This window comes from Pyrofollis japonicus (assembly GCF_033097485.1).
Taxonomy (GTDB): domain Archaea; phylum Thermoproteota; class Thermoprotei_A; order Sulfolobales; family Pyrodictiaceae; genus Pyrofollis; species Pyrofollis japonicus.
Map to the genome: position 1 here is coordinate 695,598 of NZ_AP028634.1, position 26,572 is coordinate 722,169.

23 protein-coding genes are annotated in these 26,572 nt (G+C 53.0%); 17 read left to right on the plus strand and 6 right to left on the minus strand.

The features are described 5' to 3' along the window. Positions 1-30 precede the first annotated feature (30 nt). The 3 genes from SBG41_RS03495 to gcvH all read right to left on the minus strand — a co-directional run bounded on the left by SBG41_RS03495 (position 31) and on the right by gcvH (position 1,458). Positions 31-495, minus strand: a complete 465-nt coding sequence (locus SBG41_RS03495) for a PIN domain-containing protein (RefSeq protein WP_317896162.1) — start codon at positions 493-495, stop codon at positions 31-33. Then, on the minus strand, positions 465-710 hold the full coding sequence (locus SBG41_RS03500; RefSeq protein ID WP_317896163.1) for an AbrB/MazE/SpoVT family DNA-binding domain-containing protein: 246 nt from the start codon (positions 708-710) through the stop codon (positions 465-467). Before SBG41_RS03500 ends, SBG41_RS03495 begins: the two co-directional genes overlap by 31 nt. A 325-nt stretch (positions 711-1,035) precedes the next feature. Beyond that, on the minus strand, positions 1,036-1,458 hold the full coding sequence (gcvH, locus tag SBG41_RS03505) for a glycine cleavage system protein GcvH (protein ID WP_317896164.1): 423 nt from the start codon (positions 1,456-1,458) through the stop codon (positions 1,036-1,038). Positions 1,459-1,655: 197 nt separating this feature from the next. On the opposite strand from gcvH, the gene ndhC reads away from it, so the two are divergent. Both ndhC and SBG41_RS03515 read left to right on the plus strand, forming a co-directional pair. Then, positions 1,656-2,024 carry an NADH-quinone oxidoreductase subunit A gene (gene ndhC / locus SBG41_RS03510; RefSeq protein ID WP_317896165.1) on the plus strand — a complete coding sequence of 123 codons (369 nt, stop codon included), beginning with the start codon at positions 1,656-1,658 and terminating at the stop codon, positions 2,022-2,024. A gap of 29 nt (positions 2,025-2,053) precedes the next feature. Continuing rightward, positions 2,054-2,668 carry an NADH-quinone oxidoreductase subunit B gene (locus SBG41_RS03515; RefSeq protein WP_317896166.1) on the plus strand — a complete coding sequence of 205 codons (615 nt, stop codon included), beginning with the start codon at positions 2,054-2,056 and terminating at the stop codon, positions 2,666-2,668. 98 nt (positions 2,669-2,766) lie between these two features. Here the strand turns inward: SBG41_RS03515 and SBG41_RS03520 are convergent, their stop codons facing one another. Beyond that, positions 2,767-3,324 (minus strand): NADH-quinone oxidoreductase subunit C, encoded by a 558-nt coding sequence (locus SBG41_RS03520; RefSeq protein ID WP_317896167.1) that lies wholly within the window; start codon positions 3,322-3,324, stop codon positions 2,767-2,769. A 179-nt stretch (positions 3,325-3,503) separates the two neighbouring features. On the opposite strand from SBG41_RS03520, the gene SBG41_RS03525 reads away from it, so the two are divergent. The 11 genes from SBG41_RS03525 to SBG41_RS03575 all read left to right on the plus strand — a co-directional run bounded on the left by SBG41_RS03525 (position 3,504) and on the right by SBG41_RS03575 (position 13,430). Further along, on the plus strand, positions 3,504-4,712 hold the full coding sequence (locus SBG41_RS03525; RefSeq protein ID WP_317896168.1) for an NADH-quinone oxidoreductase subunit D: 1,209 nt from the start codon (positions 3,504-3,506) through the stop codon (positions 4,710-4,712). A gap of 26 nt (positions 4,713-4,738) precedes the next feature. Continuing rightward, on the plus strand, positions 4,739-5,752 hold the full coding sequence (gene nuoH, locus SBG41_RS03530) for an NADH-quinone oxidoreductase subunit NuoH (protein ID WP_317896169.1): 1,014 nt from the start codon (positions 4,739-4,741) through the stop codon (positions 5,750-5,752). A gap of 25 nt (positions 5,753-5,777) precedes the next feature. Next, positions 5,778-6,314 (plus strand): NADH-quinone oxidoreductase subunit I, encoded by a 537-nt coding sequence (locus SBG41_RS03535; protein WP_317896170.1) that lies wholly within the window; start codon positions 5,778-5,780, stop codon positions 6,312-6,314. Beyond that, on the plus strand, positions 6,298-6,804 hold the full coding sequence (locus tag SBG41_RS03540) for an NADH-quinone oxidoreductase subunit J family protein (RefSeq protein ID WP_317896171.1): 507 nt from the start codon (positions 6,298-6,300) through the stop codon (positions 6,802-6,804). The genes SBG41_RS03535 and SBG41_RS03540 overlap by 17 nt, the downstream gene beginning before the upstream one ends. A 106-nt stretch (positions 6,805-6,910) precedes the next feature. Then, positions 6,911-7,231 (plus strand): NADH-quinone oxidoreductase subunit NuoK, encoded by a 321-nt coding sequence (locus SBG41_RS03545; RefSeq protein ID WP_317896172.1) that lies wholly within the window; start codon positions 6,911-6,913, stop codon positions 7,229-7,231. A 3-nt stretch (positions 7,232-7,234) separates the two neighbouring features. Next, complete coding sequence (locus SBG41_RS03550) at positions 7,235-8,743, plus strand: complex I subunit 5 family protein (RefSeq protein ID WP_317896173.1); 1,509 nt, start codon at positions 7,235-7,237, stop codon at positions 8,741-8,743. Positions 8,744-8,750: 7 nt separating this feature from the next. Further along, on the plus strand, positions 8,751-10,703 hold the full coding sequence (locus tag SBG41_RS03555; protein WP_317896174.1) for an NADH-quinone oxidoreductase subunit 5 family protein: 1,953 nt from the start codon (positions 8,751-8,753) through the stop codon (positions 10,701-10,703). A gap of 38 nt (positions 10,704-10,741) precedes the next feature. Beyond that, positions 10,742-12,169 carry an NADH-quinone oxidoreductase subunit N gene (locus SBG41_RS03560; protein ID WP_317896175.1) on the plus strand — a complete coding sequence of 476 codons (1,428 nt, stop codon included), beginning with the start codon at positions 10,742-10,744 and terminating at the stop codon, positions 12,167-12,169. Between the two features lie 147 nt (positions 12,170-12,316). After that, a complete protein-coding gene (locus SBG41_RS03565; RefSeq protein WP_317896176.1) occupies positions 12,317-12,529 on the plus strand; it encodes an antitoxin family protein in 213 nt (70 codons plus the stop codon). After that, complete coding sequence (locus SBG41_RS03570) at positions 12,526-12,984, plus strand: PIN domain-containing protein (protein ID WP_317896177.1); 459 nt, start codon at positions 12,526-12,528, stop codon at positions 12,982-12,984. The genes SBG41_RS03565 and SBG41_RS03570 overlap by 4 nt, the downstream gene beginning before the upstream one ends. Before the next feature lie 104 nt (positions 12,985-13,088). Beyond that, the gene (locus SBG41_RS03575; RefSeq protein WP_317896178.1) at positions 13,089-13,430 is read left to right on the plus strand and encodes a hypothetical protein; all 342 of its coding nucleotides are present in this window, start codon (positions 13,089-13,091) and stop codon (positions 13,428-13,430) included. Between the two features lie 287 nt (positions 13,431-13,717). On the opposite strand, the gene SBG41_RS03580 is transcribed toward SBG41_RS03575, so the two are convergent. Next, positions 13,718-15,649 (minus strand): hypothetical protein, encoded by a 1,932-nt coding sequence (locus tag SBG41_RS03580; RefSeq protein WP_317896179.1) that lies wholly within the window; start codon positions 15,647-15,649, stop codon positions 13,718-13,720. A 186-nt stretch (positions 15,650-15,835) separates the two neighbouring features. Here SBG41_RS03580 and SBG41_RS03585 point away from each other — a divergent pair, with 186 nt between their 5' ends. After that, positions 15,836-16,309: an EVE domain-containing protein gene (locus SBG41_RS03585; protein ID WP_317896180.1), complete on the plus strand. Its 474-nt coding sequence runs from the start codon at positions 15,836-15,838 to the stop codon at positions 16,307-16,309. Positions 16,310-16,334: 25 nt separating this feature from the next. Here SBG41_RS03585 and SBG41_RS03590 read toward each other — a convergent pair whose 3' ends face one another. Then, the gene (locus tag SBG41_RS03590) at positions 16,335-19,412 is read right to left on the minus strand and encodes a DUF1156 domain-containing protein (protein WP_450088470.1); all 3,078 of its coding nucleotides are present in this window, start codon (positions 19,410-19,412) and stop codon (positions 16,335-16,337) included. Positions 19,413-19,631: 219 nt separating this feature from the next. Here SBG41_RS03590 and SBG41_RS03595 point away from each other — a divergent pair, with 219 nt between their 5' ends. The 3 genes from SBG41_RS03595 to SBG41_RS03605 are packed head-to-tail and all read left to right on the plus strand — an operon-like array spanning position 19,632 to position 26,570. After that, positions 19,632-23,081, plus strand: a complete 3,450-nt coding sequence (locus SBG41_RS03595; protein ID WP_317896182.1) for a DUF499 domain-containing protein — start codon at positions 19,632-19,634, stop codon at positions 23,079-23,081. Between the two features lie 7 nt (positions 23,082-23,088). Next, positions 23,089-23,493, plus strand: a complete 405-nt coding sequence (locus tag SBG41_RS03600) for a hypothetical protein (RefSeq protein ID WP_317896183.1) — start codon at positions 23,089-23,091, stop codon at positions 23,491-23,493. Positions 23,494-23,501: 8 nt separating this feature from the next. Beyond that, on the plus strand, positions 23,502-26,570 hold the full coding sequence (locus tag SBG41_RS03605; RefSeq protein ID WP_317896184.1) for a helicase-related protein: 3,069 nt from the start codon (positions 23,502-23,504) through the stop codon (positions 26,568-26,570). The last annotated feature ends 2 nt before the right edge of the window (positions 26,571-26,572 follow it).

Here is a 26,572-nt window from a genome sequence, read left to right on the forward strand (position 1 = left end):
TGTTCGATAAGACACTATATTTTTGCTTATTTACCAAACAACTTGGAGCCCAAGGGCTTTCGCTACATACGCCAAGTCCTTGTCGCCAGTAAGGATAGGCGCCCTGAGTCTCTGAGCCAGAGCCACTATTGTTGAGTCTACTATACTTAGCCGCCGAGATCTTAGCCCCGGATCTTCAGCATTTTGTAGCATCTTATCGCCTTGGCTCTTAATCTCGGCTGCCCGGAGCCAATCCATTAGTCCAAGCATTTCGATGCGGAAGTAGACTGTTAGGAATGTTACGACCTCGCTTAGTGTCCTGAGCACGGGGATTCTGCCACGGTACCAATGTATAGTGTATTCATAGGCTACTGTTACAGGTATAATGCCCTCAACAATGCCTTTGCGTATATCCTTAAGCACATCTGACGCTCTTTCAGTGAGCTCTCCATACGCCATTGATAGGAGGGCATAAGTGTCGACAACTACTTTCCTAGGCTTCTCTTCTTCAGCCATTCAGACTCCTCCTCGTCTAGCTCCTTTTCGGCCTCCTCTGCTGAGCCCTTGCAGCAACCCCATACACGCTCCCACAGATCAAGGGGACGGAGAACTACTTCACCATCCCTGACCTCTACTTGGAGGAGAGACCCCTCCACTATGTTCAAGGCTTCACGTACAGCCTTAGGCAATACTATGATGCCTTTCTTCCCGACGCGAACCGTTAGGGCCAAATCTCTTCCCAGTAGTTAGACATATTAGCTAAACTCATAAGTTTTACCAATGATATCAGCTTATTTATGCGACCAGGCTGGCGGCGTTTATGGATCTCCACAACCATGCTGACGCTGTTTTGGTGCACTTTGTGACCCGTTTCTGCGCGAAGCAGTAGAAACAACGGATCAGCTAGAAAGCTAAGGGAATGTGCCTGGCGGCTGACGGGGCAAAACCATTAGCATAGTGTGGTTGCGATTCTTGTTAATCGGGTTTCGCGGTAATCGGTAAGTTTTGAAATAATAGTTAGGTTACGAGTAAAATGCCTGGTGCTGCTTTAGGGGTTTAGTGTCCTTCCTCCTCCTTCTTGATCTTCTCGGCATACTGTTCGGGCGTGAGCAGTTTTTCCAACTCTTTTTCGTCGCTGATCCTTATCTTGAACATCCATCCTTCTCCATAGGGGTCCTTGTTTAGGAGCTCGGGCTCGTCGTAGAGCCTCTCATTGACCTCTACTACTTCGCCGGAGACGGGGGCATAGACGTCTGCAGCGGCTTTAACCGACTCTATGCTTGCCACTGCGTCTCCCGCCTTGACCTTGGCGCCGGGCTCGGGGAGCTCGACGCCGACTATATCTCTCAGCTTCTTCTGAGCATAATCAGTTATGCCCACAACTACGATGCCGTCTTCCCTCTTCACCCACTCATCTGTCTTGGTGTAGAGGCGGTCCTTTAGGACGATGTAGTTGAGTACGCGTATTTCTTCAGCCAAGGCTCTACGCCGGATACAAGTAAGGGGTTATAGGAGGGACTTCTGTTTTTAGCCCGCCTGCTACGTTTTAGGCTGTCCAGCGCATCGAACCGGGCTAGGTTTAACAACTAGTGTGCCCCGGAATAGCTTCTACACGGGGGATGCAGCCCCCCGGGACCACTACCGCGTTGCTCCATGGATGAGGGGTGTGCCGGGCATTGTATGACGCCATAGTCTCTATCGCCGTCGTCGTGGTATTATTGCCCCTGGTGCTCCTGCTCGCGTACTACGTGCTGGCCCTGGTGACTCGGGGGCCGGACAGGTTCTTCGTCAAGGCTCGCTACGAGGCAGCTAACCCGCCTAAGGGGTCTCCTCGGCCACCCGTGCTATACCAGTACCTCGGCTACGTCGTGGCCTTCGTCGTGCTCGACCCGATATTCATGCTGCTCTACACGCTTCCTGTTGTCGCCGGTAAGTGGGACTGGACTTGGATAGGGCTCAACGCGGTGGCAGGCATAATAGTGGTGCCCCCGCTCTTCTACGCGTTAAGGTACGCCTCGCGTAAGGATCTATGGTCCCTAGACTAAGGGGGTTAGACCCGGAGAGTGGTGTATCCATGAGTGCTTGTCCGCGCAGCGGCCTAATATTCATAGGCAACCTGGACGAAGTAGCCGAGAAGGCCACAAAGTGGCTCCTCAACAAGAAGCCGATCAAGAGCCTCATAGACTGGGCTATAAGCTTCAGCCTCTGGCCCGTCCACCTCACAACCAGCTGCTGTGGCGCCGAGTTCGCCGCAACCTATGCGCCGAAGTACGACGGTGAGCGCCTAGGGAGCCTTCCGTTCACTCACCCGAGGAACACAAACCTGCTACTCATAGAGGGGACGCTTACCAGGAAGATGGCGCGCGCTGCGCGCATGGTCTGGGAGCAGATGCCTTGGCCTAAGTTCGTCATAGCTATGGGCGCCTGTGCTATAACGGGAGGCCTCTTCTACAACAGCTACAACATCGTGAGGCCAGCCGATATACTCCCAGTCGACTACTTCATACCAGGGTGCCCGCCGACACCGGAGGCAGTGCTGCGAGCGATACTGGAGCTACAGAAAAAGGTTAGGAGAGGAGAATGGAAGCCACGCGACGTCAAGAACAAGAAGTTCGTGGAGGAGCTCATGAAGCCGCTAAAAGAGGAGACAAACTTCTACTTCAAGACGAAAGGCATCCCCATAGACTAGGGGCATTTGTTCCCGCCTACGAGTTTTTAGGCCCCCGGGCGACGAGGCCCTTCTCACCGCTCTTCCGCGCCCTAGGTTCCCCTAGGGCCCCCTTGAGGCTACTGTTTCTTCGCAGCCCCCTGGCCCTGTTGTCCCTGGCTTTGCCCGGTCTTCGGCTTCAGCTCTGGCTTCAGCACCCAGATGGGCTTAGAGGGTTTGGAGGAGTGTATTGGCTCTTCGTGGACGTGGAAGTCTTTGCGCAGCGGGTGGATGCCGGGCGGCCAGTCGGGTGGAAGCAGGAGGTGGCGTAGGTCTGGGTGGCCCTTGAAGTAGACGCCTAGCATTTCGTATTCTTCTCTCTCCTGGAACAGGGCGGCAGGGTAGAGGTCGGTAATCGTGTCTATTTGGGGCTTGTCGCGGGGGACATAGGTCTCGAGGGCTACCTGGTCTGAGGGGTTGTCTGTGCGGGTGAAGTGGTACACGAGCTTGATTCTCTTCTCCTTGGGGAGATCTACTGCGCTTATTGATAAGAGGTAGTCGTAGCCGAGCTCTCTTAGCTTCCTAGCGGCTTCGCGTATCTTCTCAGCGGGGACTATGAATGCTTGGAAGTTCTCCCTCGCCTGCTTAGAAGAGGCTATGCCCTGGAGCGCTTCTTCCGGAGAAGCGGTTGTGCTCAAATCGGGACGCGCCTCCGCTTTAAACGTTTTAAACACGCGCTTATTACAGTGGGTGACTACCCGGTTTGTTTCTGCCCCGGCCTATCCTTATTAAGGATGCCTTTGCGTGGAAGGATAACGGGTATTAGGGGCTCCAGCATAGTAGCGCCCATCCCTATATTAACATAGGTGAAAGCTCTTTGTCCAAGATTGAGCTGCCCGGTATGGTTGGCCACGAGCTCGGCCAGAAGGATGGTTATCGCGTCGTAGAGCTGTTCATCGGTCCCCAGCACCCTGCTTCCGGCCACATGAGGCTCATAGTCTACCTTGATGGCGACATTATTGTCCGCGTTGACCCTGACATAGGCTACGTTCACCGAACAATGGAGAAGCTATCCGAGATACGTGAATATGTTAGGGTTATTAGCCTCGTGGAGCGAATGACTATTATTGACTCGTGTAACATTACGCTACCCTTCGTAGAGGCCGTCGAGAAGCTCCTAGGAGTAGAGGCTCCGCCGAGGGCGAAGTATCTGCGCACAATCCTCTGCGAGATAAACCGTATCTCGAGCCACCTCTACGGCCTAGGCATTGGCGGCATCTTCCTAAACCACTCGACCATGTTCATGTGGGGGTTCGGCGACCGCGAAGTCTTCGTCCACCTAGCCTCACTGCTAACCGGGTCCAGGCTAACCCACACCTACAACATCTTCGGCGGCGTTAGGAGGGACCTGCCCCAGGGCTTCCGCGACGAGTTCGAGAAAGCCAAGAAGTATATGCTGAGGAAGCTCAAGGACTACGACAAGGTGTTCTTCAACAACCCGGTCATAAGGAGCCGTCTCGAGAACGTAGGAGTACTGCCAAGGGACAAGGCGATAGCCTACGGTATCACCGGGCCTAATCTCAGAGCAAGTGGCGTGAGGTACGATGCCCGCCTCCTAGGATACGCCGCCTACAGCGAGCTCGACTTCGAGCCAGTTGTCGGCAAGTACGGGGACGGCTTGGAGAGGGTGTGGGTTAGGCTGCGCGAGATAGAGATGAGCCTAGACCTCATAGAGCAGGCGCTGAAGCAGCTACCCGAGGGACCAATATTCCACGAGAGGTATGCGAAAATGGTTCCGCCGGCCATGAAGAAGTGGTTCGAGAAGGGCAGGGTGAAGCTCCCGGGCGGCTACGTGAGGCTGCGCCCCAAGAGGGGAGAAGTATTCACGAGGGGCGAGATGGGCCACGGAGAGGTCACGTACTACCTTGTAAGCGATGGCGGGATGATGCCCTACCGGCTGAGAATAGTCACGCCGAGCGCTAGGAACGCCATAATGTTCTCCATCCTGCCGCCCGGCCACACGTTGATGGACCTACCCGCGATCTATGGTAGCATGGACTACTTCCCGCCCGAGGCAGATAGATAACCTTCGGATGTGGAGGTGTGTTCCGCATGGTGTTAGAGGAGACCGCTCATATTCTCCACGTACCGGTTTGGCTCCTCAGAGGAATCCTTGGACCCCTGGTCTATCCCGGCCTAGTGGCCGTTCTTGGCACAGTGCTCTTCCTGCTATGGGCTGAGAGAAAGATGGCTGCAAGGGTGCAGCAGCGCGTCGGCCCCTACTATGTTTCCCCGAGGCTCCGCGGCGCCCTCCAGCTAATAGCTGATGGTACTAGGTTCGCGCTCCAAGAGATAATTATCCACGTTGAGACCGATAGGACTATGTTCGTGCTAGGCCCTATACTGGCCTTCACCTTCCTGGTGCTACCCTTCACTGTGCTTCCCGGCGGGCCGGGCATCTATGGTTTCCACAGCGAGTTCAGCATAATCATTCTCTACGCATTGCTCACGCTGGCCCCTATAACGGTTATATTGATGGGCTGGGCCTCGTCCAACAAGTTCTCGATGATAGGTGCTGGGCGTGAGGCACTGCTAACTATTTCGGGCGAGCTGACCCTCGGCATAGCAATGCTATCAGCTGCCGCCATGTATGGTACCCTTGACTTCGTGAAGGCTGTTGAGAAGCAGGCGGAGACCGGCGTGATAGGCCTTATCTCTAACCCGTTGGCTGCACTGCTCTTCTTCCTAGCAATGCTGTTGCTGACGGACAGGCTGCCCTTCGACATAGTGTTGGGTGAGCAGGAGATAGTGCAGGGACCCTACACGGAGTACAGCGGCGTCCTCTACGCCTTGACAATGTCTATTGACTACGTGAAGCTCTACGCGCTGAGCTTCGCCTTCACGCTGCTCTTCCTAGGCGGCTGGGCGCCCTTCAGCTCCCCGCTCTGGGGAAGCATATCCGTCTACGTCAAGTCTCTGCTAGTCATGCTGTTCTCGGTGTTCCTCAGAACAGTCTATGGCAGGATGAGGCTAGACCATGCGATGAACTTGTTCTGGGCCAAGCTTTTCCCACTAGGCTTCGCGTCGCTCATAATAGCCGTCATAGCCCACGTGATCTACGCATAACCCTGTGCAAGGAGGTGCTCCCTGCATGGCGAGCGAGGAGGACAAGAGGAAAAGAAACGAGGATAGGGGCGATGATCATAGGCCCCGCATAAACCCCGTCCTAGCACACCTCGAGGCAATAGCCACTGGCCTGAAGTGGTTGTCGAAGCGCCCAATGACGCTCATGTATCCCGACGTGGAGGAGAAGAGGCCGGAGTACTTCAGGGGATTCATAGTATTCAACTACGATAAGTGCATAGGCTGTAGCCTCTGCGCCCAGATATGCCCGCCCAGGGCTATCCACATGTACCGTGTCCCCGGCGACAAGAGGATAAGGCCCGGCTACGACGCTGGACGCTGTATCCACTGCGGCCTCTGCACAGACATCTGCCCGACAGACGCGCTGAGTGTGAGCCCGGTACACGACGAGGTATTCGAGACAGTTGAGAGCATGGACTTCGACCCTGTCGAGTGGCATCTTATCTCGCAGAAGCTTTTGGAGGAGCACGCTAAGAGGAAGAGAAAGCTCGTCGTAGCACGCGTTGATGAGGAGGTGGGTCTGAGATATGAACCTGTCGAGTAATCTCCTCGTCGACTCGGCTATTGTTGGCTCTTTAACCGTTCTAGCGCTATCCGCCATAGGCACTGTTGTGGCAAAGAGGACTATGAAGGCAGTATTCATGCTGGGCATTGCCGCCCTCTCGGTGGCGGGGCTCATGGCCCTCATGGGGTACTCGTATCTGGCGGCATTCTACGTTGTAGTCTACGCTGGTACGACGATCACGCTGCTAGCGTTTATAGTTATGATGCTCGGCGACCTATACGAAGAGGCGCCTAGGAAGCCCGACCTGCTCTTACTGTCTATAATCACTGCCGCGGCGCTCGGCGCACCTATACTGTTCTATGCTTCCAGACACCCGGTGCCGAGCAGCGAGATAGTGAAGACCAAGTATGGGCTAGCGGATGCCGCTAGGTTCTTCACTGATTGCTGGCTCTGCACAATACTGATACTCGTCACCATTGCGGCCGTACTGATAGAGGCAGTGTCTATTGCGCGCAAGAGCCAGGCCTAGAGGGGTGTTAAAGTGGCGCACAATTTTTTGAAGTTATGCCTGGGGCTATCCCTTTAAGCCCTCATATAATCCATGCTTTAACAGCTTGGAGGAGAGGAGTAGGGTCTTGAACGGTGAGATACTGGCTGCACTAGTTTACACCGCGGCTGTTATCACAGGCTCCGCGGGGCTCTATGGGCTCCTAACCGCCCGGAGCCTCCTAAGGCTCCTCGTGTCGGCAGAGCTCTTGTTCAACACGATAGTCCTCATCGCGATATATATTGGCGCGGTATCGCCTTCTGCCGGCAGCAGCGGCTTCTACTCCGTCCTGCTAACAGTTATCGCCCTAACCATTGTCGAGATGGCTATCCTCCTCGCGATAGTTGTCCTGATTTATCGCACGAGGAAGACTCTCGCCGTGAGGGATCTTCGTGAGGCGAAGGGGTGAGCAGTGGTGCAGGAATACGTTCTCGGATCACCTATACTCTGGGCCTCGGTCCTCACACCCATAGCGGCTGGCCTGGTAAATGCCTCTGCCCGCAGAGGCTCCAAGGCGTTCCACACCTCGGTCGCTGCTGGCTCCTGGGCCGTTACCCTGGCACTGCTGCTACCGGTGCTCCACAAGGTTCTCGGAGAAAAAGTCGTGGCTATTGACCCCTGGTATGTTGATACTGGTAGCTTCGGGACCCTAGGGCTCTTCATGGACCCCGTGTCGGCCATAATGGCTCTGAGCGTGGCGCTGGTAAGCCTCATTGTCGCAGCCTACTCGGCGCCGTACATGGAGCACCGGTTCGAGGAGATGGGCTCGGGGAGCTTCTCCACCTACTTCTTCCTCTACCAGTTGTTCACAGCCGGCATGCTTGGCTCGGTCCTCGCCAGCAACGCTATACTGTTCTACCTGTTCCTGGAGCTGACGCTGATACCCAGCGCCCTCCTAATAGTACTCTACGGCTATGGTGATAGGTTCCGCGTAGGCCTAATCTACCTCATCTGGACCCATGTTGGAGCAGTATTGTTCGTCATCGGGCTATTCGTCGCAAACGTCTTCGACTTCTACGTGCCTGGCCACGGCTACGTGGTGGGCGTGAGCCATAGCTGGGCAGCGTTCCTCCTAGTGCTGATAGGTGCTAGCGTCAAGATGGCTATGGGTGGGCTACACCTATGGCTTCCCTACGCGCACGCCGAGGCGCCGACACCGATATCGGCTCTCTTGTCCCCACTGCTCATCGGTATAGGCGGCTACGTGTTGCTGAGGGCGGGAATAGGGTTCTTCCCCGACCTCTGGCGTGCGGCGACGCCCTTCCTCTTCCTCTGGGCGGTTGCAACGATGCTCTACGGCGGCTTCCTGGTGCTGGCGCAGCGGGATATCAAGAGGCTGTTCGCCTACAGCAGTATATCGCAGATGGGGTACCTGATGCTTGGCCTCAGCATCGCCAACACTGAGGGCGAGGCGGGCGCGATACTCCACTACCTTACCCATGCGCTCGGCAAGGCGATCCTCTTCGGCGTCGCGGGCGTCTTCATAGTAGCCCTCGGCACCAGGGACTTGAAGAAGATGGGTGGCTTGCTGGGAAAGATGCCCTATACCGGCGCATTGGCGCTCACAGGCTTCATGCTGATATCGGGGCTCCCGCCAACCATGGGTATGTGGAGCGAGGTCTACCTCGTCTTCGGGTTCTCGAAGTGGGCTATGAGCTATGGTCTCTGGAGCTTCGTCTGCCTAACAATACTAGTGATGGCCGCTATGACTCTCACCGTTATCTATAGCTTCACGACGTTCAAGAGGGTATTCTACGGGCCCCCGGGCCCCTTGTACGACGATGCCTCGGAGAAGCCTGCTAGGGGGCTCATAGCGTCTCTCCTCGTGCTCCTCGTACTGGCAATAGTTTTCTTCATATTCATGGGTTGGCTCGCCGACCCCTTGGCGCAGGGTCTTGGAAGCACATATGCTCTGAGGTGATGGCTTGATGGACGCGGCTACGTGGGCTCTGTGGAGCGTACTGACAAGCTACGTGTTCTCAGTCATAGCTCTACTGCTAGGCGCTCTCCACGCCAAGTGGAAGACGGTTGCGTGGACCAGTGTATCGGGCCTAGTGCTCTCAACGATATTTGCGTGGATGGCGCTCGCCTCGCCCGAGGGCGAGCTGACTTATCACTGGGTCAGGAGCCTCGGTGTCAACTTCTCGCTGCTAGGCGACAAGCTCGCAACGATAATGGGCGTGGTGGTTGCTACCCTCAGCCTCCTCATAGGAATCTATAGCGTCGAGTACATCGGGGAGTGGGGTGCGCCGCGCTACTGGTTCTTCTACACCTTCTTCGTCGCGAGCATGTTGCTGCTCGTCTACGCCGGCGACATGATAACCATGTTCATTGGCTGGGAGGGTACTGGTCTCTCGAGCTGGGCGCTGATAGGCTTCTACTACGATGACCGCGAAGAGTTCTGGGTAGGCGATCCCGGCAGGAAGGCTTGGAAGGTCCCGATGTGGTTTACTCCGAGCCACAGCGGGCTGAGGGCCATAGTGTTTACGAGGCTCGGCGACATCGGCATGCTTATCGGCTTCGGAATGGTCTACGCCGTCACCGGCTCCACGAGCATAGCCGTGCTGAGGGACAACATCTACACCTTGTTCGCCGACCTGACGCTGCGAGGCCTAGCAGCCTACTGGCTACTACTGTTCTTCATGGGCGCGTTGGCGAAGAGTGCCCAGTTCCCGTTCCACGAGTGGCTCGTCACGGCGATGACCGGCCCGACCTCGGTCTCGGCGCTCATACACGCTGCGACGATGGTTAAGGCTGGCGTGTTCTATGCCCTCCGCTTCGCCCCGATACTGGCTGTCGGGTTGTTCGCACCGCTCGCGACCGGGGTCATCACTATGAAGGCTCTCGCGTGGCTAGCCCTCCTAACAGCGTTCGCCACTGCCACTATGGCGATCGTGGCCAGGGAGCTGAAGCTGATACTTGCCTACTCGACTGCTAGCCAGCTATCATACATGCTTGGCGCGGTCTTCGCCGCCACAGCTGTGGACGAGGCTGCGCTCGGCGACCTGGGTGGCTTCTCCCACCTGGTCTCGCACGCAGTGTTCAAGGCGGCGCTGTTCCTCGCTGCCGGCGCGATAATCCACGCAGTGCACAGCAGGTTCATAGACGACATGGGTGATTTGAGGAAGTACATGCCGTGGACCTATCTGGCGACGCTGCTAGCTGGCCTAAGCCTGGCAGCGATACCGCCCTTCTCAGGGTGGTGGAGCAAGGACCTAGCCGTGCACGCTATGGGCGAGTATAGCTGGTGGCTTGCCTTCGGCGCCCTGGTAACCGCTGTGCTGACCGGCGCCTACACGATGAGGATGATATACTACGTGTTCCACGCGCCCGCCACTCGGAAGCACGAGCACCTCCACGAGGCGCACCCCCTGATGCTCGGCCCCTACCTAGTACTAGGCCTAACCGCCCTCGGCCTGGGCCTCGTCTGGCCGTGGGTTGAGCACCACATAGCGGAGGCCGTCGGGGCCGAGGCGCCTCACCTAACCGTTGGGGACGTGTTGCCGGGAACCATTGCCGCCGTGCTGGGCGCCTCCACTGTTGCACTGTACTTTGCCGGCGTGAGGCCGATGGAGTGGGTTAGGAGGAGCAAGTCTCTGCAGGTACTATACAACTTCCTCTATGACCGCTGGTACGTGAACTCGGTGATATATAGGCTGATAGTGTATCCTGGCGCTAGGTTCGCCGAGTGGCTCCGCGACGGCGTCGAGAAGGGCTACGACATGCTCCTCCACGTCTCGACGCCTGCTGCGAGCACCGGGCTCGGGCAGCGGATACGGGGGCTGCAGAGCGGTGACCTGCAGCGATACCTGGCGTACTTCTTCGCGGGTATACTTCTCGCTGCCCTGATCTCTGCCTTCGTGATTGTTTTAGCCGGGTGAGAGGCCTAGAGGAGTTGAATAGGGAAGGGTGATGGCTCATGGTCTCGGTGTATGAGGCTGGAATACTCGTAGCAGTAGCGTCCTACGGGTTCTCGGCGCTAGCCGCCCCCTTGTTCGGGAAGAGGTTCGCCAAGGCGGCGTTCTACGCCTCCTCGCTGCTAACACTGTTCACACTACTCTACATCGCGGCCGCGATGGGCTCAGAGCCATACGTGACTGTATTCAGCGGCGCAGTCGTCTTTGACAAGTACTCCTTGTTCCTAGTAACCATGGCTGTCACTGTCTTCCTGCTGGCCGGGCTGGGCGCGCACAGCGTGACCGAGTCTTGGGACGCGGGTGACGCGTTCTACGCGGTCCTCTCGCTGATAGCGCTGGGCCTGGTAGCTATAGGGTTCGCCCGGACAGTGTACCTGGCGTACACCGCTTGGATCATGGCCGCTGTCTCGGCGTACATACTTATAGCTATGAGGAAGAACGGTATCTCGGCAGAGACGGCTATAAAGTACGGCGTAACGGGCTCCGTGGCGACGATACTGTTGCTGCTCGGCGTCGTGCTCTACTACATAGTGCACGGAGACGTCTACATGGCGCCCGGCCTCCTCCAGACAGAAGCCGTATTCACGGTGCCAGTGGTGGCATTGGCAATAATCGCCGCCGGGTTCAAGATGGGGGTCGTCCCGTTCCACGCGTGGGCAGTAGACGTCTACGGCAACGCCCGCCCAGTAGCAGTGGCAGCGGCCTCGGCGCTGGCGAAGCTCATAGTAGCACTGCTCGTCATCAAGCTCTTGACGCCCTTCGCGCAGGGAGCACCCCAGACCCTGTTCTGGGTGGCGGCACTGCTCGCAGTACTCACAATGTTCTACGGCAACCTCGGAGGCGCAGCCGCGGTCAAGGACTCTCCGCAGAAGGCGCTCGCCTACAGCAGCGTGGGCCAGGCAGGCTACATAGTTGTCGGCTTCGCGACGCTAGCCTCGCTCGCAGGGATCAACACCAAGGCAGCGCTCGCGGGCATAGCGCTGCACACAGTCGCCTACGCGTTCTCCAAGCTAGCAAGCTTCCAGGTGCTTGACGCGGCCTGCGGAGACGAGCCCTGCAAGTGGGAGAGGCTACGCGGACTAGCCCACCGCAGCCCAGCAGCAGCAATAGCGATGACGATAGCACTTATGAACCTAATGGGGCTGCCCTTCACCCTCGGGTTCTGGAGCAAGCTATACCTACTAGTAGCAGCAGCATCTGCAAGCGCCTGGCTAGCCTTCCTAATGCTACTAAACTTCGCGATAGCAGCCTACTACTACGGCTACATGCTCTACCAGCTAGTACAGAAGCCGAGCCAAGAAACTCCAGCGATAAGGGACGACTACAGGGTATACGCGGCGCTCATAGCAGCACTAATCACGATAGCCCTCGCAGTACAGCCCTGGAAGATCTACGGAATACCACTATACGGGTACACAACCCCACCCTAACCCCCAACCCAGTGTTTTTATCCCCAAGGAACATGCTCGTGCTCTCCCTCTTCCTCCTCGTCTCTAACCACTCGGTAACACTGATCACTGTTGAGGGTAGCAATCCTAATTGGCTCGTAGAGCCATGTTCTACTATGGGTGCAAAGAGTGTCTAAAGCTGTGAGGGTGAGATACGAGAAAGGCGTGCTCAAGCCCCTGGAGCCCATTGATCTCCGGGAAGGCGAGGAGGTGATTGCAGTACTCATCCCCATCGGTGAGAAGAGGAAGAGGATTCTGAGGAAGTACCGGGGCATACTGGGCAAGGCCTCAGAGGAGGAGATAGAGGAACTACTCGCCGAAGCAGAGTGGGAACCCCTATGAACGGATACGTCTTCGTAGACTCCAATGTGTTTATCCAGCTCCTCTACGAGGGTGCCCGCGCTTCTGAGGCCGAGGACCTATTAGAGAAACACCCCTTGCTGGCGACCAGTATCGGCGTCGTAGACGAGGTGCTTCACTTCATTATAAGAAGGGAGGCGATGAACAAGTACGGGGTTAAGAGGGCATACGATCTAAGAAGGCTCATTAGAGACAAAGGGGTAGCGTTCGCCAAGGAGAGCCTAGCCAAGTTCTCCTCACTGCTAGAAGAATTGTATGTAAGGGTGGTGACGGACGCCGAGACCCAGCCAAGCCAAATAATCAGCACCATGGACAAGTACAGGCTATCGCCAAGAGACGCAATCATAGCCCTAACGTGCAAGCACTACGGCATAGACACCATCCTAACCTTCGACGAAGACTTCAAGCGAGTACCCTGGCTCCGAGCAACCCCCTAACACTACGGCAAAGAAACCAAGACCAGCAGGAGAACCAATACCCATCCATGCCCGTGTTAGCAATTTTTGCCCCATAGCAAAAGCCTAGGAAAGGGAGGCACCTGGTGGACGAGTTGGGCGACGAGCTAATAGTACGCGTCAACACCCAGGGCTACCGGCCCAGGATCCGCGCCTGCATACGCCACGTCCCCTGGCACTGCAGGATAAAAGACAACACAACTGTGAGCGACATATGCGTAGAATGGACAGCGGACAACAAGTCCCTAGAATACAACGCCCTCGACAACCTGGTGAGGAGCATAGCCTCATCTAAGCAGTGGAGCGCAGAAGAACTAATAGCAGAGCTCAAACAAGTCCTCGAACAAAAACTAGGCACACAGGTAACAGTAACAATGCGCTTCGAGGAGAAGAAAGACCTAGAAATAGAACTAACCCTAGGCAAGTAACAATATTAACCAACTTAATTAACCATTATAGCTATCTACAATTACGATCTCTTCTAATCAGCTCTGTGCTATCGTTAACCTTCTTTTCCCAACTAAGTTCGTTTTCTAACCTTGTAATAAGTTTCTTCAGTATAATTAGTCGGGTGTTCTTGTTCAAGATATATAGAACCTCCTTGTAAACAATATCCAAATAGCAAACAAAATTCTTCTTATATAAGGCTTTAAATGTCTTTTGAGCACAGCAAGCTTTAAGAGCCTCGCCAGAGTATGAGAGAGTTCTAATTTATCTAGTGCGTCGCTATGAGAAATAATTCTATAGGCGCATAAATTATGTCTACGTCATTACACTTCTCTGACCAAATATAACTAGTCTTGCTATGTCGATTAACAAGATATATGTTAAATAATAACGTCTTTATGCTTTCCTCTTCATTATCCTTAATAAAGGATGTTTGGCATTTAAGTTCATCGCATTTCTTTGGGCTTCTTGAAATCTCTATACCATAAATAGGTCTGACCCCTTTCTTAGTAGCTTTAACTATAAGTGCATCTATTTCAAATTGATTACATTTTTCGTTTTCCTGATTTTTATCTATTTTATCGTTTTGTTCTAATCGATATGTATAGAGACCGTAGCTTGCTGGCTGTGCCCCTATAGGCTTGTCGGCTGAAGCTCGTATAGCATATAAGTTGAGCATTATATTTTGTAAAGTTATCATCTCTAGTAATGTGCCTACAATACCTCTGGTTACAAATTTATTATCTCCATCTCTTTCGCACGCTATTTCTTGTATAACTTCCTCTAAAACATCCTTAAGAATAGATGATGGATCAGTTGTACTATCCAACGGATTGTATAATAAATAGCCATAATAAGCTGAATATAGGTATCGAGGATCACTGTAAACAAACTTATGCTTACGCGATTTAGGTGTTTGCTTCTTTTTCTTCTGTTCGTTGTCTTTCTTTTTGCCGTCAGATCTCTTTTCAACACTAGACTCTTCAATAGGTGGCCTATATGCTGTAACTTGGAACAAGATGTCAGCTTCTCTTAAATACTTAAGTACACTCTCTACAACACTTCGCGCGTTATGATGCGATAAAGGACTTAAAGCGATATCGTCACCGAGCTCTATTGCTTTTCTTTTTAAATCCTCTCCAGAGAATGTTATATTAGCTTTTTTGCTGAATATAGATGCTGCCAAGACTTGAAAAGAGGCTTCAACGTACGGCTGATAGTTCTTATCGATGTTCTCTACTCTAATTGCATCATTAACTATAGAATCATAGGTTCTTTTAAGTGCACTTATATATTGTTTTATATATCGTCCTATTTTATTATTGATACTTTTCTTATTTTTACAAAAATCTTTATATTTATTTTGATTAAAGATGTCTTTAATTATTTCAAATCCAAAGATAGTGCCACCAAAGACTGCATAAAGAGCAAACAACAACCTAATGTAAGGCATGTATTTAGCCTTTTCATAAAGTTTAGTACCGAGATAGCTTAGGTGATTAAACAGTACTTGTGTATCTTCGATAATCTTACGCCTTTCAGTACCTTTAAGAGGATGTAATCTCTTAATTTTAGGACAAATCGATTTAATAATCCTTAAACCTATTTCTCCAAACCTCAGCGGATAAAGTCTCACTACCTCTAATCCTCTATTCTTAAGGCTACGTGGCAAATATGCAGTAGGGCTTGCAGCAATAACTACGGCGTTGCCTAAAAGTTTTGAATAAATAATTTTGCGGACATTTTCATAACAGTAATGAACGTTATCTATCAGAAGCAGTATTGTAAATTTGTTATCATTAATATAATAATTTGAAAATACATGTAAATATTCATTAATTTTATCTAGAGATAAATTATTATTAATTGCACAATCTAATGATATAGGTATAATATTATGTTCTTTTATAAGATTAATAATTTTAATAATATCCCTATTATCACATTTCTTATATCTACGCTTTTCTTGTATACAGTCAATTATGCTACGATTACGCAAGAGAAGAGTTGATGCCAAGTCACTCATAACGTATGATTTACCTACCGAACGGGGGCCGGCAAGAAGAATTCCATTTAATCTTTTCCCTTTATTGATAATATCGGTGATCTTACTGAAGATCACATGTTCTACATTCATACTGAAAATTTCCCTGAACTTGTCCAAGTCATTAAATTCTTTATTGTTTGTTAGCGTAACCATAGCTATGTAATCCTTGCTAATAAATTACACATGTAATACAATATAAACAATATCGCCAAATAGCCATATAGCCTAGATATTAAAAAGAGATCATATGCTATTATCGATTCTCGCCCCCTGCGCCAACACATTTACTAAATCTTTATTTTTGGATGCATTTCCGTTAATTAGAGAATGGGGAAATCCATGTCTGATTATTGGCTTGTTGTGGTTACTGAGGAGAACTATCACACCATAAGGTCTCACCGCGTCTACGGGGTACCTGCCACAAGAGGAGAGACGGCAACTCGCCTCATAAAGCCCGGGGACATTATCCTGGTTTATGTCGCGAAGCGCGGCTCGAAGAGCCTCGGAGGAAGAATAGCGGCGGCCTATCGGGTCAAGAGTGAGTGGAGGAGAGAAGACACCCTTCTATGGCCCGACGAGGAGCGGGAAAACAGGGTCCTCTACCCTTACCGAGTAGATGTGGAGCCGCTCATAGAGTGTACGGGTCCAGAGGCACCGGAGCTCAAAGAACTGGTGCGCAGCTTGTCCTTCATAGAGAAGAAGGATCGTTGGCAAGCATACCTCGTAGGAACAATAGCTAACGCCCGAAAACCGATACCCAGGGAGGACGCCGAGAAGATAATCAGGGAGCTAGAGAAGAGGTGTAAAAAGTAGGAAGCTAATCCTTATTCTCCTATCGTTATTTCTTTAGCCACGTGTCTAGTGCGCCACCCTTCTCGCTAACAACTCTACAAGCCAGATTCTTCTCCGCGTCGTCTTCTGGCAGCAGCTTGCAGAGAACCTTTGCTATTCCTAGGGCCTCGTCATAGAGACCAGGATACCTCGTTCGAAGAACCTGCTTATAGGTTTCGAGGGTGCCACGCGCGGCGCCATAGTATAGTAGGTGGAGAATATCCACGCTGCTCCGGGCAATAGCTCTCTCCGGGTCGCGCTCAAGCCCACGCTCCCTTAGCAGCCTCTCGAGATCCGCGGCGCTACGAGCATCACGCGGATAGTGTAGCACGAACGCGTCCCTAGCCCTGGCGACGAGGCGAGACCGCACGAGGTCCTGGTAATCGGTTATTCCTAGCGCTATTCCGAGCAACCCCATAGACTGGCCATCAAGCCTTATGTCTCCGGCCTCGGAGAACAGTGTCCTAGCGACTAAGTAGAACCTGGCCGGAGCCGACGACACAACAGCGCCGCCAACACCGGAGAGCGCCTCGGCAACAGCGCGGCCAGCAACCCTGTAAGCAAGATCAGCCACGCCACGAGAATCAAGAACGCCCTTCGGATGGATTATTTTCTCGCAACGAGTAAGAACAGACAACGCGGCACCAAGAGCAGCAAACAACAAGTCGTAGCCAACAACGCCGCCCTCCCGGACAATCTTCAATGCAAAGCTCCTAGCCCTCTCAAGCGCCTCAGCCTCAACAGCCGCAGCATCACAACGCCTACTATCCTCTCTCTTCCTCCAAGCAACAACAATACTAGTGTCAAGCCTTATCTTGCCACGAGCAGTAACACGGGTACCAGACTCAGTCACGAGAGGCACAGCACTAGAAACCCTAAGGCCACCAAGCTCCCAGCCAGCTCGCAGAAGAGAAGCCCAAGCATCAACACTTGTATGGTTATAATAAGTCACAATAATACCGTTCTCCCCGAGAAAGCCAGACATAGTTCTAAAAGCCTGGCCGAGCCGCTCCTCAAACCACTTAACAGCATCCTCTAAACTAGCATTGCCAAGACGGCCAAGATTCACACTAATCTCGCGACGAGCAACCTCCTCCCACTGAGTCCTACGCTCAAACCACGCACCACCAACACGGCGAAAGAAGGCATCCGCAACAAACCTCGGAACAAGCCTACCACCCTTAACATCACTAAGAGCCCTCTTAAGCCAAACATAATAGAAATCACTAAGCTCACTATACGGAACATCATCATAATACGGCGGATCAGTAACAATGGTACTGAATCTCTCTACACCAAGCTTACTTAAAGTAGTTGTATCGTCAAGTAGGACTTTAGTATAGCTAAGACTATTAGGAGAGGTAACAAAGATAAGATATTTAAGGCTATTAGTCTCTATTCTCATAGACCAACTATAGCTATACATTATAGTTTTTCCCGATTTTGAAATAGATACAGGAACCTCCACAAAATTCCAGACCATAGCTATTCCTCTAAACGATAAGGCATCACGGATTTTACTTTCTGCCCACGAAGTAGGATTCCACGAAGTAACAATAGCATTATACCTTGCATGTTCAATTAATGCTATTGCTAAATACGTTGTTACTGCCTCTGCGTATCTGAACGCCTCCTTCTCACTCCATCCTTCTCTTAGCTTCATCTCTTCAGTTTTTTTGCCTGCCTTCCGTATCAGTTTAGCAAGCTTAACTAGGGCTAGAAGCTGGCGTGGATTGAAGAGCTTGTAGAATTTGTTAAAGCCCCATGTTATTATGCTGAGGTTTCCTGCTGTTCCGGATGTATACGTCCAGAGTGGTTCTGTTGGTATGTCTGGGTCTCCGCATATCTGCTTGAGTTTCTCTAGCGCTTTCCATAGTTTCTCGGTGTCTTGCTGTGTTGCTGGCTGGAAGTCTAGGTCTCCGTTGACTATCTTTGCTTTGGCTAGTAGTCGTGGCCTGGCTGGTGCGTTTCTTAGCTCGTCTAAGCTTATTTTGCCTTCTAGGTAGTCTTCTAGTAGCTTGTTCCATTGCTTTATTGCCCATTTTGGGTACCATTCTAGTCTCTTGCGTATCATTTGTGGTGCTTGTTCTTTTGTCGTGTATGTTTTCCCGGTTTCGGGGTCTATGTAGCCTAGGGGGCGGCGGTCCTGTATGCAGGTGGCGGTGTTGCTGCGTGGCGCTATGTTTGGCTCGGGTACGTTGTAGGTCTCGTTGCCTATTCTTATAGTGTTGCCGTTTATTGTTGCTCTTGTGACGTCTTTCCCCATCTTGTTTAGGTCTATGATCTCGATTTCTACTTCGCCGTTGTTGTTTACTTTTGGCTGCATGTATACTAGTCTCTGGTAGCGGTTGCCCTGTCTCGTGCGTGCTAGCCAGTAGTTGCCTATCATTGGGCTGTACTTGCCGCTGTGTGGGCACTTGATCTCCCATGTGCCTATGTAGACTGCTACGTCATCGTCGTATAGCTCTTTTATGTCGGGGTCTTCGCGCAGCCGGTCTACTATCCATTTTCCCCACCGGGCTACGTCGTATAGTAGTGCTGGTAGTTCTACTCCGCTGGGTGTTTCTCGTGCTAGGCCTTTCCTCTTGAGGGAGCCAATGTCCAGTATGTCGCTTAGCTCTTTTAGCTCGTCGTGCTTTACTGTTACGCGGTGTTTTCCGAAGAGGACTGGGTACTCGAGTACTGCTTTGAGGAACACGTAGGCTGTGGGGAGGAGCTCTACTGCTACTGCCTCTGAGACGCCTAGGCGGATTGCCTCTAGGGGTATGGAGCCGAAGCCCGCGAAGGGGTCTAGTAGCTTGGCCGACCTTATTCTCTCTATGAGTTCCCTTTTTCCTAGCTGGTTGAGGTCTGGGTTAAGGCTGTGGGGGGACTTGTCTTCTAGGAGGCGGAGGGCCTTGGCGAGGCTCCTTATGTCGGTGTTTTCGGGTAGGAGGCTCGCCGCTATGACGAAGCGTGCTCCGACGAGGGGTTTCCGAGTCCACCAGAAAACCATTTCCCAGTAGTCGGGGCGCCCGCCTCCGGACTTCTCGCTCAAGCTGTACTCGTTGACTATGCGGACTATGTTGGCGCGCCTAGCCCCTATTTTCTGGGCTAGGCGGCCTTGGAGAGGTATTTGCTCGGTGTAGATGCGGGGGCTCTCGATAAGCCTTGTGTCGTTATTGCTTGTACTGTTTTCTGGCAAGCTGACACCACTGGTAAAGAGTGCATTGCCTCTGGTTTTGAAGTGTTTCTGTTTGTCTGCGGAGATCATCTTTATTATCCTTATACGTGGCCCTTGTTGCCAGGGGAGGGATTACTCTTTATGCCTATATTTGAGCACGCTGTGCTCTGGAGCGATGTTCTCGACAAGAGGCTTGACGAGCACCAGGCCCCGGAGCTAGACTACTTGTTCCGCAGGGGAGAAATCTACCGTATCTACAGTGATCCACGAGAATTCTTTAGCCGCACACTCGTAACCGATAACATGCTCTCCGTGCTAGAAGGTGTCGTCGACGCGCTGAGCGGTACGGGTAACAAGGTCTTCCTCCTCTACAGCTTCTTCGGCGGAGGTAAGACGCATACACTGATAACGATTTACCACGCCCTCCGCGACCCCGATGCCCTCCTAGAGTCGGTCAAGGAGTCCGCCGAGACGTATAGCGGTGACCGCGTACAGTTCGTTGAGAGGGGGAGAAGGCTCGTCGAGCGCCTACGGGGGCTTGGAGACATAAGTGTCGTGGTTATTAGCGGGAAGTATGAGAGGCTCTTCCCCGATCCTTCCCACCCTGTAGAGGTAAACGGTGTCCGCGTCAAAACACTATGGGGGTACTTGGCGGCGCTCCTTGGCCGCTATAATGAGATAAGGATAGATGATGAGCATGTGCGGGCGCCGGCTATTGATAGGCTTGAGAAAATACTTGCGGGCAAGCGTGTCCTTGTGCTGGCGGATGAGGTTGCAGACAGGCTCGCCAGCCTCCTTGAAAGCAGCAGCGAAGTAGACCGCAACTATGCTAACCAGGTTGTCTCCTTCTTCGACAACTTGTTCAGCGCTGCTAGGAGCGTGGACACGGCAATAGTGTTTACCCTGCCAGGCGAGGAGCGCGGAGGCACGCTTGTGCTTGAGAGTAGGTATCAGGGAAGGACAGTTGAGCAGGCTCTCCAAAAAATAACGCGCGCCGCTATGCGTGTAGGCTCTGCGCCGCTTGAGCCCGTCAGCTCCGCGGAGTTCTGGAGGATTATCAAGCGCCGACTATTTAGGAAAGTGGAAGACGACTACGCCAAGAGGCTGTCCCTTGAGCTGGAGAACGTCTATCGCTCCGAGAAAGACGTGTTCGGCGACGATACCCGCTACGCCGAGGAACTCCGCTACATGTATCCTCTACACCCTGGCTTCATAGAGGCGCTGAGGACTATCATTGAGAGGAACGATAAGCTCCAGAAAACGAGAGACGCTATAAGGATAGCGAGGATTATTGCAAGGCAGCTACACTCAAGGTGGGAGAAGAAGGAACTGCGAGAAGACATGGTTATGGCGTGGCACATTGACCCTACTGTGTCAGAGCTCTCAATCATACTGCAGGGGTTCGATGCCTACAAAATGGTTGTTGATGCAGACCTCAAGAACAACATGAAGAAAATACGGAAGACTCTGGGCGACAAGGCGCCTCTAGCCAAGATGGCGGCCACCGCCGTGTTCGTGCTCACCTATACCTTCCAAGCCCCGAAGCCGCTACCACAGTTCCCGACGAGGGACAAGATAGCCCAGCTGGTCTACGACCCAGCACTGTTCGCCGAGAATCACTGGATGCCGAGCGATATACCGGAGGCTGTTGACACTCTGAGGCGTAATCTCTACTACTTGTGGACCGATGGGGAGAGGTTTTGGTTCTGGAACGTTCCGAACGTCATACAGATGATAGAGGAGAGGGCGAAGCAGATAGCGAGGATGGAGGGGCCTAGGCTCGTAGAGGAGGTCGTGGCTAGCGACGACTACTTGCGCGGCCTGGTCTCGAGACAGTTCAGGGACCGGAGGCTTGGCGGCAGGATCAAGATGAGGCTCTTCGAGCACTACGACACATTTGTGACTGCTAAGCCGGAGGATGTGCCGGATGATGAGAGGTATAAGCTCGTCGTCGCCCTTCACCCACCGGAGCAAGGGTTTGAGAAGATAGTGACGCATAGCGTGAAGGGCGGGAGGTTGGCAGAGAGAGTCTACCGCAACACCGTAGTTGTGCTCGCTCCGCGGGACCCAGCCGAGCTAGAGAACGCTATAATCGATACATATGCAAAGGTGCGGGCGGCAAACGTGGTGGAGAGAGAGCTGGGCTCAATAATCCAAGGCCTCCAAGGAGTCCCGTCATCTATGAGATCCGTTATAAGAAGCATCCAGCTGTCACTTATACGTGATGTAAGGGAGTTCAACGTCTCGGAACTCTACAACATATTGTTCAACGGCTTCGACACAATATACTATCCCGGAGAAGCTGGTGTCAGGAAGGTTGACGCGTCAAGGCTGGGCGTGACCGCTGTCTCGCTTGCCCAGAAGGCCGAGAGAGCGCTGGAATCCCTTGGGAAGGCCTTGTTCGAGATGAGCTTCGAGTATCTCGTCGAGAAGCTTGAGGAGACCGCTAATTCCCTCAGTACTCCGCGAAGCGTCCGCGAAGTAGTATCAATGTTCAGAATAGACCCCTCGCTGCCCATGGCTACGCGTAGAGCCGTGATAAACGCTCTGCTAGAGGGGCATCGGGGCGGCAGGCTGCTCGTCGAGCGGGTTACGCGCCAGGGTAAGCGAATTTACTATGCTGGAATCCTGCAGGGGGACTGTGACTCCGGTGAACCACTCCTGGTTAGCGAGCTGGGCGACGACGATACGGTTGTGCTCGCGGAGCCGGGGCGGGCGACAGAGGAGACGGCAAAGAAGCTGCTAGACTACCTGGCCAGCCTGGAGGGCGTTGAGCAGCGCCCTGATGGGAGCGTGCTCGTTCGCAGCGTGAAGGTCTCCCTCTACAACCAGGTGATCAGCCTCAGAGAGTTCGTAAGCGAGGTAGGCCCTAGCCCCGACGTAGTGTTTGAGGCGAAGTACTGCATAACCGAGGCGGCGAGGAGGCCGGGTATAAGGCTAATCCTCTCCACCGAGAAGATCTCCATCGACGAGGGCGAGGAGTACACAGTCAAGGCTTCCGTCGAGTCCATCGGTGAGCTTGACCCGGGCAGGGTAAGGCTAAGCATAGACAAGCTTGACGGCCTAGAAATAGAAGTCTCAAAAACAGAGCTACGGGTAGGCGAGGAGGCAGAGATAAGGATCAGGGCCCTCCGGCAAGGCAGTTACACGGTAGCCATTACGGCTATACCGGAGCGCGGAGACGAAGACAGGGCCAGTATAGAGGTGACGGTGAAGGGGCGTGAAGAGGAGGTTGAGTGCACGAGGCTCGACGAGGCGCCTGGCATCGTTACTGGGCTAAGGATTAGCGGGGAATGGGGCAACGCCTCAATCATCGTGGAGAATATTGCGGAGGCAGTAGGCCAGGCTGTCGCAACTGGCACCCTCAGTGCCGGAGGAGTGTTACTAAAGATCGAGGAGCCCCGCGAACTCGGCATAGTGTACATGCTTGCACAGAACATCGTGAACATAGTAGGGCAGGGCAGCGGTGAGCCCCCAAGGATAGAACTTGACATATCTTTCGGCTCAAACTACCCGGACAGGGCACTGCTTAAGCGGCTTATCTCCCCTATCCCGGCGGGCGTCGTATGCAAGGCGAGGATTAGGAGGTAATGAGGGGATGGAGCACGAGCCAGTGAAGGAGTACATTATCGAGCTTAGGAGGAGGCGTGGGAAACAAGTACTATTCTTCGTTGAGGGTGGCAGCATTGTTGCCGCTGCAACCCTGGCGTGGCCGCAGACGCTTACATGGCTCCGCGAACTCGGGTTCGAAGAGACTGGGCCCAACAAGTGGAAGACTGGAAGCATGACGGCTTTTCTCGAAGCAATCATACTCTATGGTGTTGCGCAGACGCTGCGGAGCAGTGGCAGACTCTCCCAGCTGCGCCGAGTAGCCGACGAGCTGGAGCTCTTAGAGCTGAGATTCTGGGCCAACAAGTTCTCCCAGGGATACCGGGGCAGCGGTAGGCGGGGCATGTATAGGCCTGCCCGGAGCTTCAAGATACTATACCGCTTGGCAAGGTGAAATCGCTCTTGCTGAACGAGGCAGGGGCGGGCCTCCTCTACTTGGCGCTCTCGAAGCTTCTGAGCTGGCACCCTATCTACGTGTTCTCAACCCCTGCTACGCGGCCATATGTGCCGTACTCTCACCAAGTCGTAGTCCTTCGAGATAACGCCTCTAGACCGGTGGTACGGGTACTGATTGGCGACGAGGTTGGGCTCGGCAAAACGGCGCAAGCGGCTCTCACGCTGAGACTACTCGAGGCTAGGAGGAAAGCAGCCACGAGGGAAGGGCGCGACGAGTTTAGGGCACTGATCCTGGTCCCCCGGATACTCGTTGAGCAATGGTTCGACGAACTGGTTTCAAGGGCGTCTATTAGCCATGCTAGAATCTACATGCTCCGCTCGGGAGAAGATCTTGACTGGGTGGAGCAGAAGGGTTGGCCGCCGGGCTACTATATTGGCAGTATCCAGCTTCTCAGGCTGAGAAACTATGCCGATAGGCTGGTTAATGTAGACTGGGACGTAGTAGTCGTTGACGAGGTGCATAATGTCGGGGTTGGACCCAGCTTCCAGTCGCCAAACAAGTCCTACCAGCTAGTATTCAGGCTCACGAGGCCTCCTCATAGATCCGTGATCTTGTTGTCGGCTACGCCGCACCGGGGGAAGTCGAGAGACTACATAGCTAGGCTAATGCTCCTCGTACCGGAGATAGCACTGGAGGATGTAAGGCAGCTCGTAAGCATACTCGACAACAACGAGTTCTACAAGAAGACGCACGGAACCCTGGTCTATAGGAGGACTAAGGAGCTGGTAAACGAGCTTGAAGAAAGAGAGGTGTTTCGGCCCGCGCACTTCTATGCGGTGATCATCAACGTGTCCAGGGAGGAGCAGCAATTCGAGAAAATACTGAGAGGCTTCGCTGAGAGGAAGGTGAGCGAATGGGGCTCCGAGATATGGGAGCGAGGAAACCCTAAGGGCTTGATCATAGCCTTGCTCTTGAAGAGGGCTAGTAGCAGCGTCTACGCGGCGAGAAAGACCCTGGCAACACTGATAGAGAATTTCAACAAGAGGCTGGGGGAAGGCGCCGATGTTGAGTCATTGCGGCAAATTCTCTCAATAGACTTCTCCGAGTTGAGTGAGGAGCCAGAGGAGCTGCTTAGAAAGGCCCTCGGCTCCGCGGCCGGCTTGTTCACGAGGAAGGATATAGAGGAGCTTGCGAGCCTTGTTAGCCTCGCCGCAAAGATAGAGGAGGACGGAGAGTCCAAGCTCAAAGCCCTCGTAGACATTATTGAGAAACATGTCTCAGAGGGCCGCAGGGTAGTGGTCTTCACAGAGTACCGTGATACCCTCGAATACTTGTATGAGCGTCTAAAAGGCCTGAGTGTCGGCGGACGAGAGCTAAGGATAAGGTGTATTAGTGGCGCTGCTTATGGGCCATGTAGTCGCCAAAACATAGAGATCATTAAGAGCGAGCTGGAGGCCGGAGACCTGGACGTCGTCCTTGCAACAGATGTTGCGTCCGAGGGGCTGAACTTACAGCATGCAAACGTGCTGATAAACTACGATGTCCCGTGGAGCCCTGTCAAGCTCGAGCAGAGAATCGGAAGAATATGGAGGCTTGGGCAGCGCAACGAGGTGGAAATATATAGCCTCTTCAGATCCGCGTCAATAGACTATGTTCTAGTGGAGAAGCTGTACTCGAAGATCCTCGCCATACATGAGGCCACCGGTACATCAAGGCCAATAATCGGCGCCAAGGCTGAGCTCTATGCTGAGGGAGAATTCTATAGCATTGATAAGCTGTATCGGGGAGGAGCACCTGGAAGCTCCGATGCTGTGGCAGACGCGCTAGAAGAGGAGGGAGAAGTAGGCATAGCGAGGGCTATTCTCGAAAACAACCTGGACGCGATAGCCAAGAAGATATTGGAGAGGATAAACAAGCTAAGGCAGGAGATCCAGGAGAAGAATATCTATCCATCGTATATCGAGCCGCTAACGCTGAAAAAGCGGCTAGAGATGTGCCTAGGGTCGCCAGAGCCTCCTATGAGGATAGTAGAGAAGCAAGCAAAAATACTGCAACGCCTCCTTGGCAGGGACGAGCCGAAGGACAGCTATGATGCAGTAAAGAGCCTGCGCGGGGCACTAGCATGGCTGCTTGCCTCGAAGAAGGGCAGCACAGTCAAGCATTATTATCGTAGCCCAGCCCTCGAGCCGGGCACTCGGCTAGCAATCATCCCTGTTGCAGTGAAGTCTCCCAACGGTGCCCTACTCTACGAAGAACTCGTCGGAATAATGTACTCTAGTAAGGGGCGCAGCTCTTACACAATCCTAGTGGGCCCCATGCTCTTAGACAAGCTTGTAGAGATAGCCGAGAAGGGAATAGAGTACGCGGATAAAGCAAGGATTAGTCCTTTGGAGAAAAACATACTACTCCTAAGAGCGCAAAACCATGTACAACAATGCCTAAGCATATCGTTTAGGAGGGATAATCTCGAAGCACTATGGAAACTAATAGGAGAGAAAACAGGGAAAGAAACCAGCATCGGGACAAGGATCAGGGTTGAGCCACTAGAGTCCGAGATTGTTCTTATTGAGCACGGCCCCGTAGGTGGTGCACCTAGAGAACCCCGTAAAGTAAGTGAGGCCAGTGAGGAGCGCCAGGGGGCTTTGAAAGAGGATATTGCAGCGCTGGACGAGCTAGAGAGAAGACAGCAAATAGAGAGAAAAGCTATACCTGTCGTAATGAGGTACGAGCTTGACCACGGCAGGGTGCCCAGAGACGTACACGAGGAAAGAAGCTACGACATAGAGTCCTATGATCCACAGACCGGAGAGGTGCTACGCTACATAGAGGTTAAGTCGCACTGCGGCGACAAAGCCATAGTAGAGCTCACCGAGAAAGAATATGAGTTTGCAAAAGCACATCGAGACAAGTATTGGCTATACATTGTTCTAAACATGTGCGGCGATAAGCCAAAGATCATAACTATACACGACCCTCTCTCAAAACTAGGCTTCAAGCGGTTAAGGAAACGAATAGTAGAGGAGAGAGTAGAGACACGGTACATCGCCGAAGTAACAGAAATAGAAACCACGTAGAT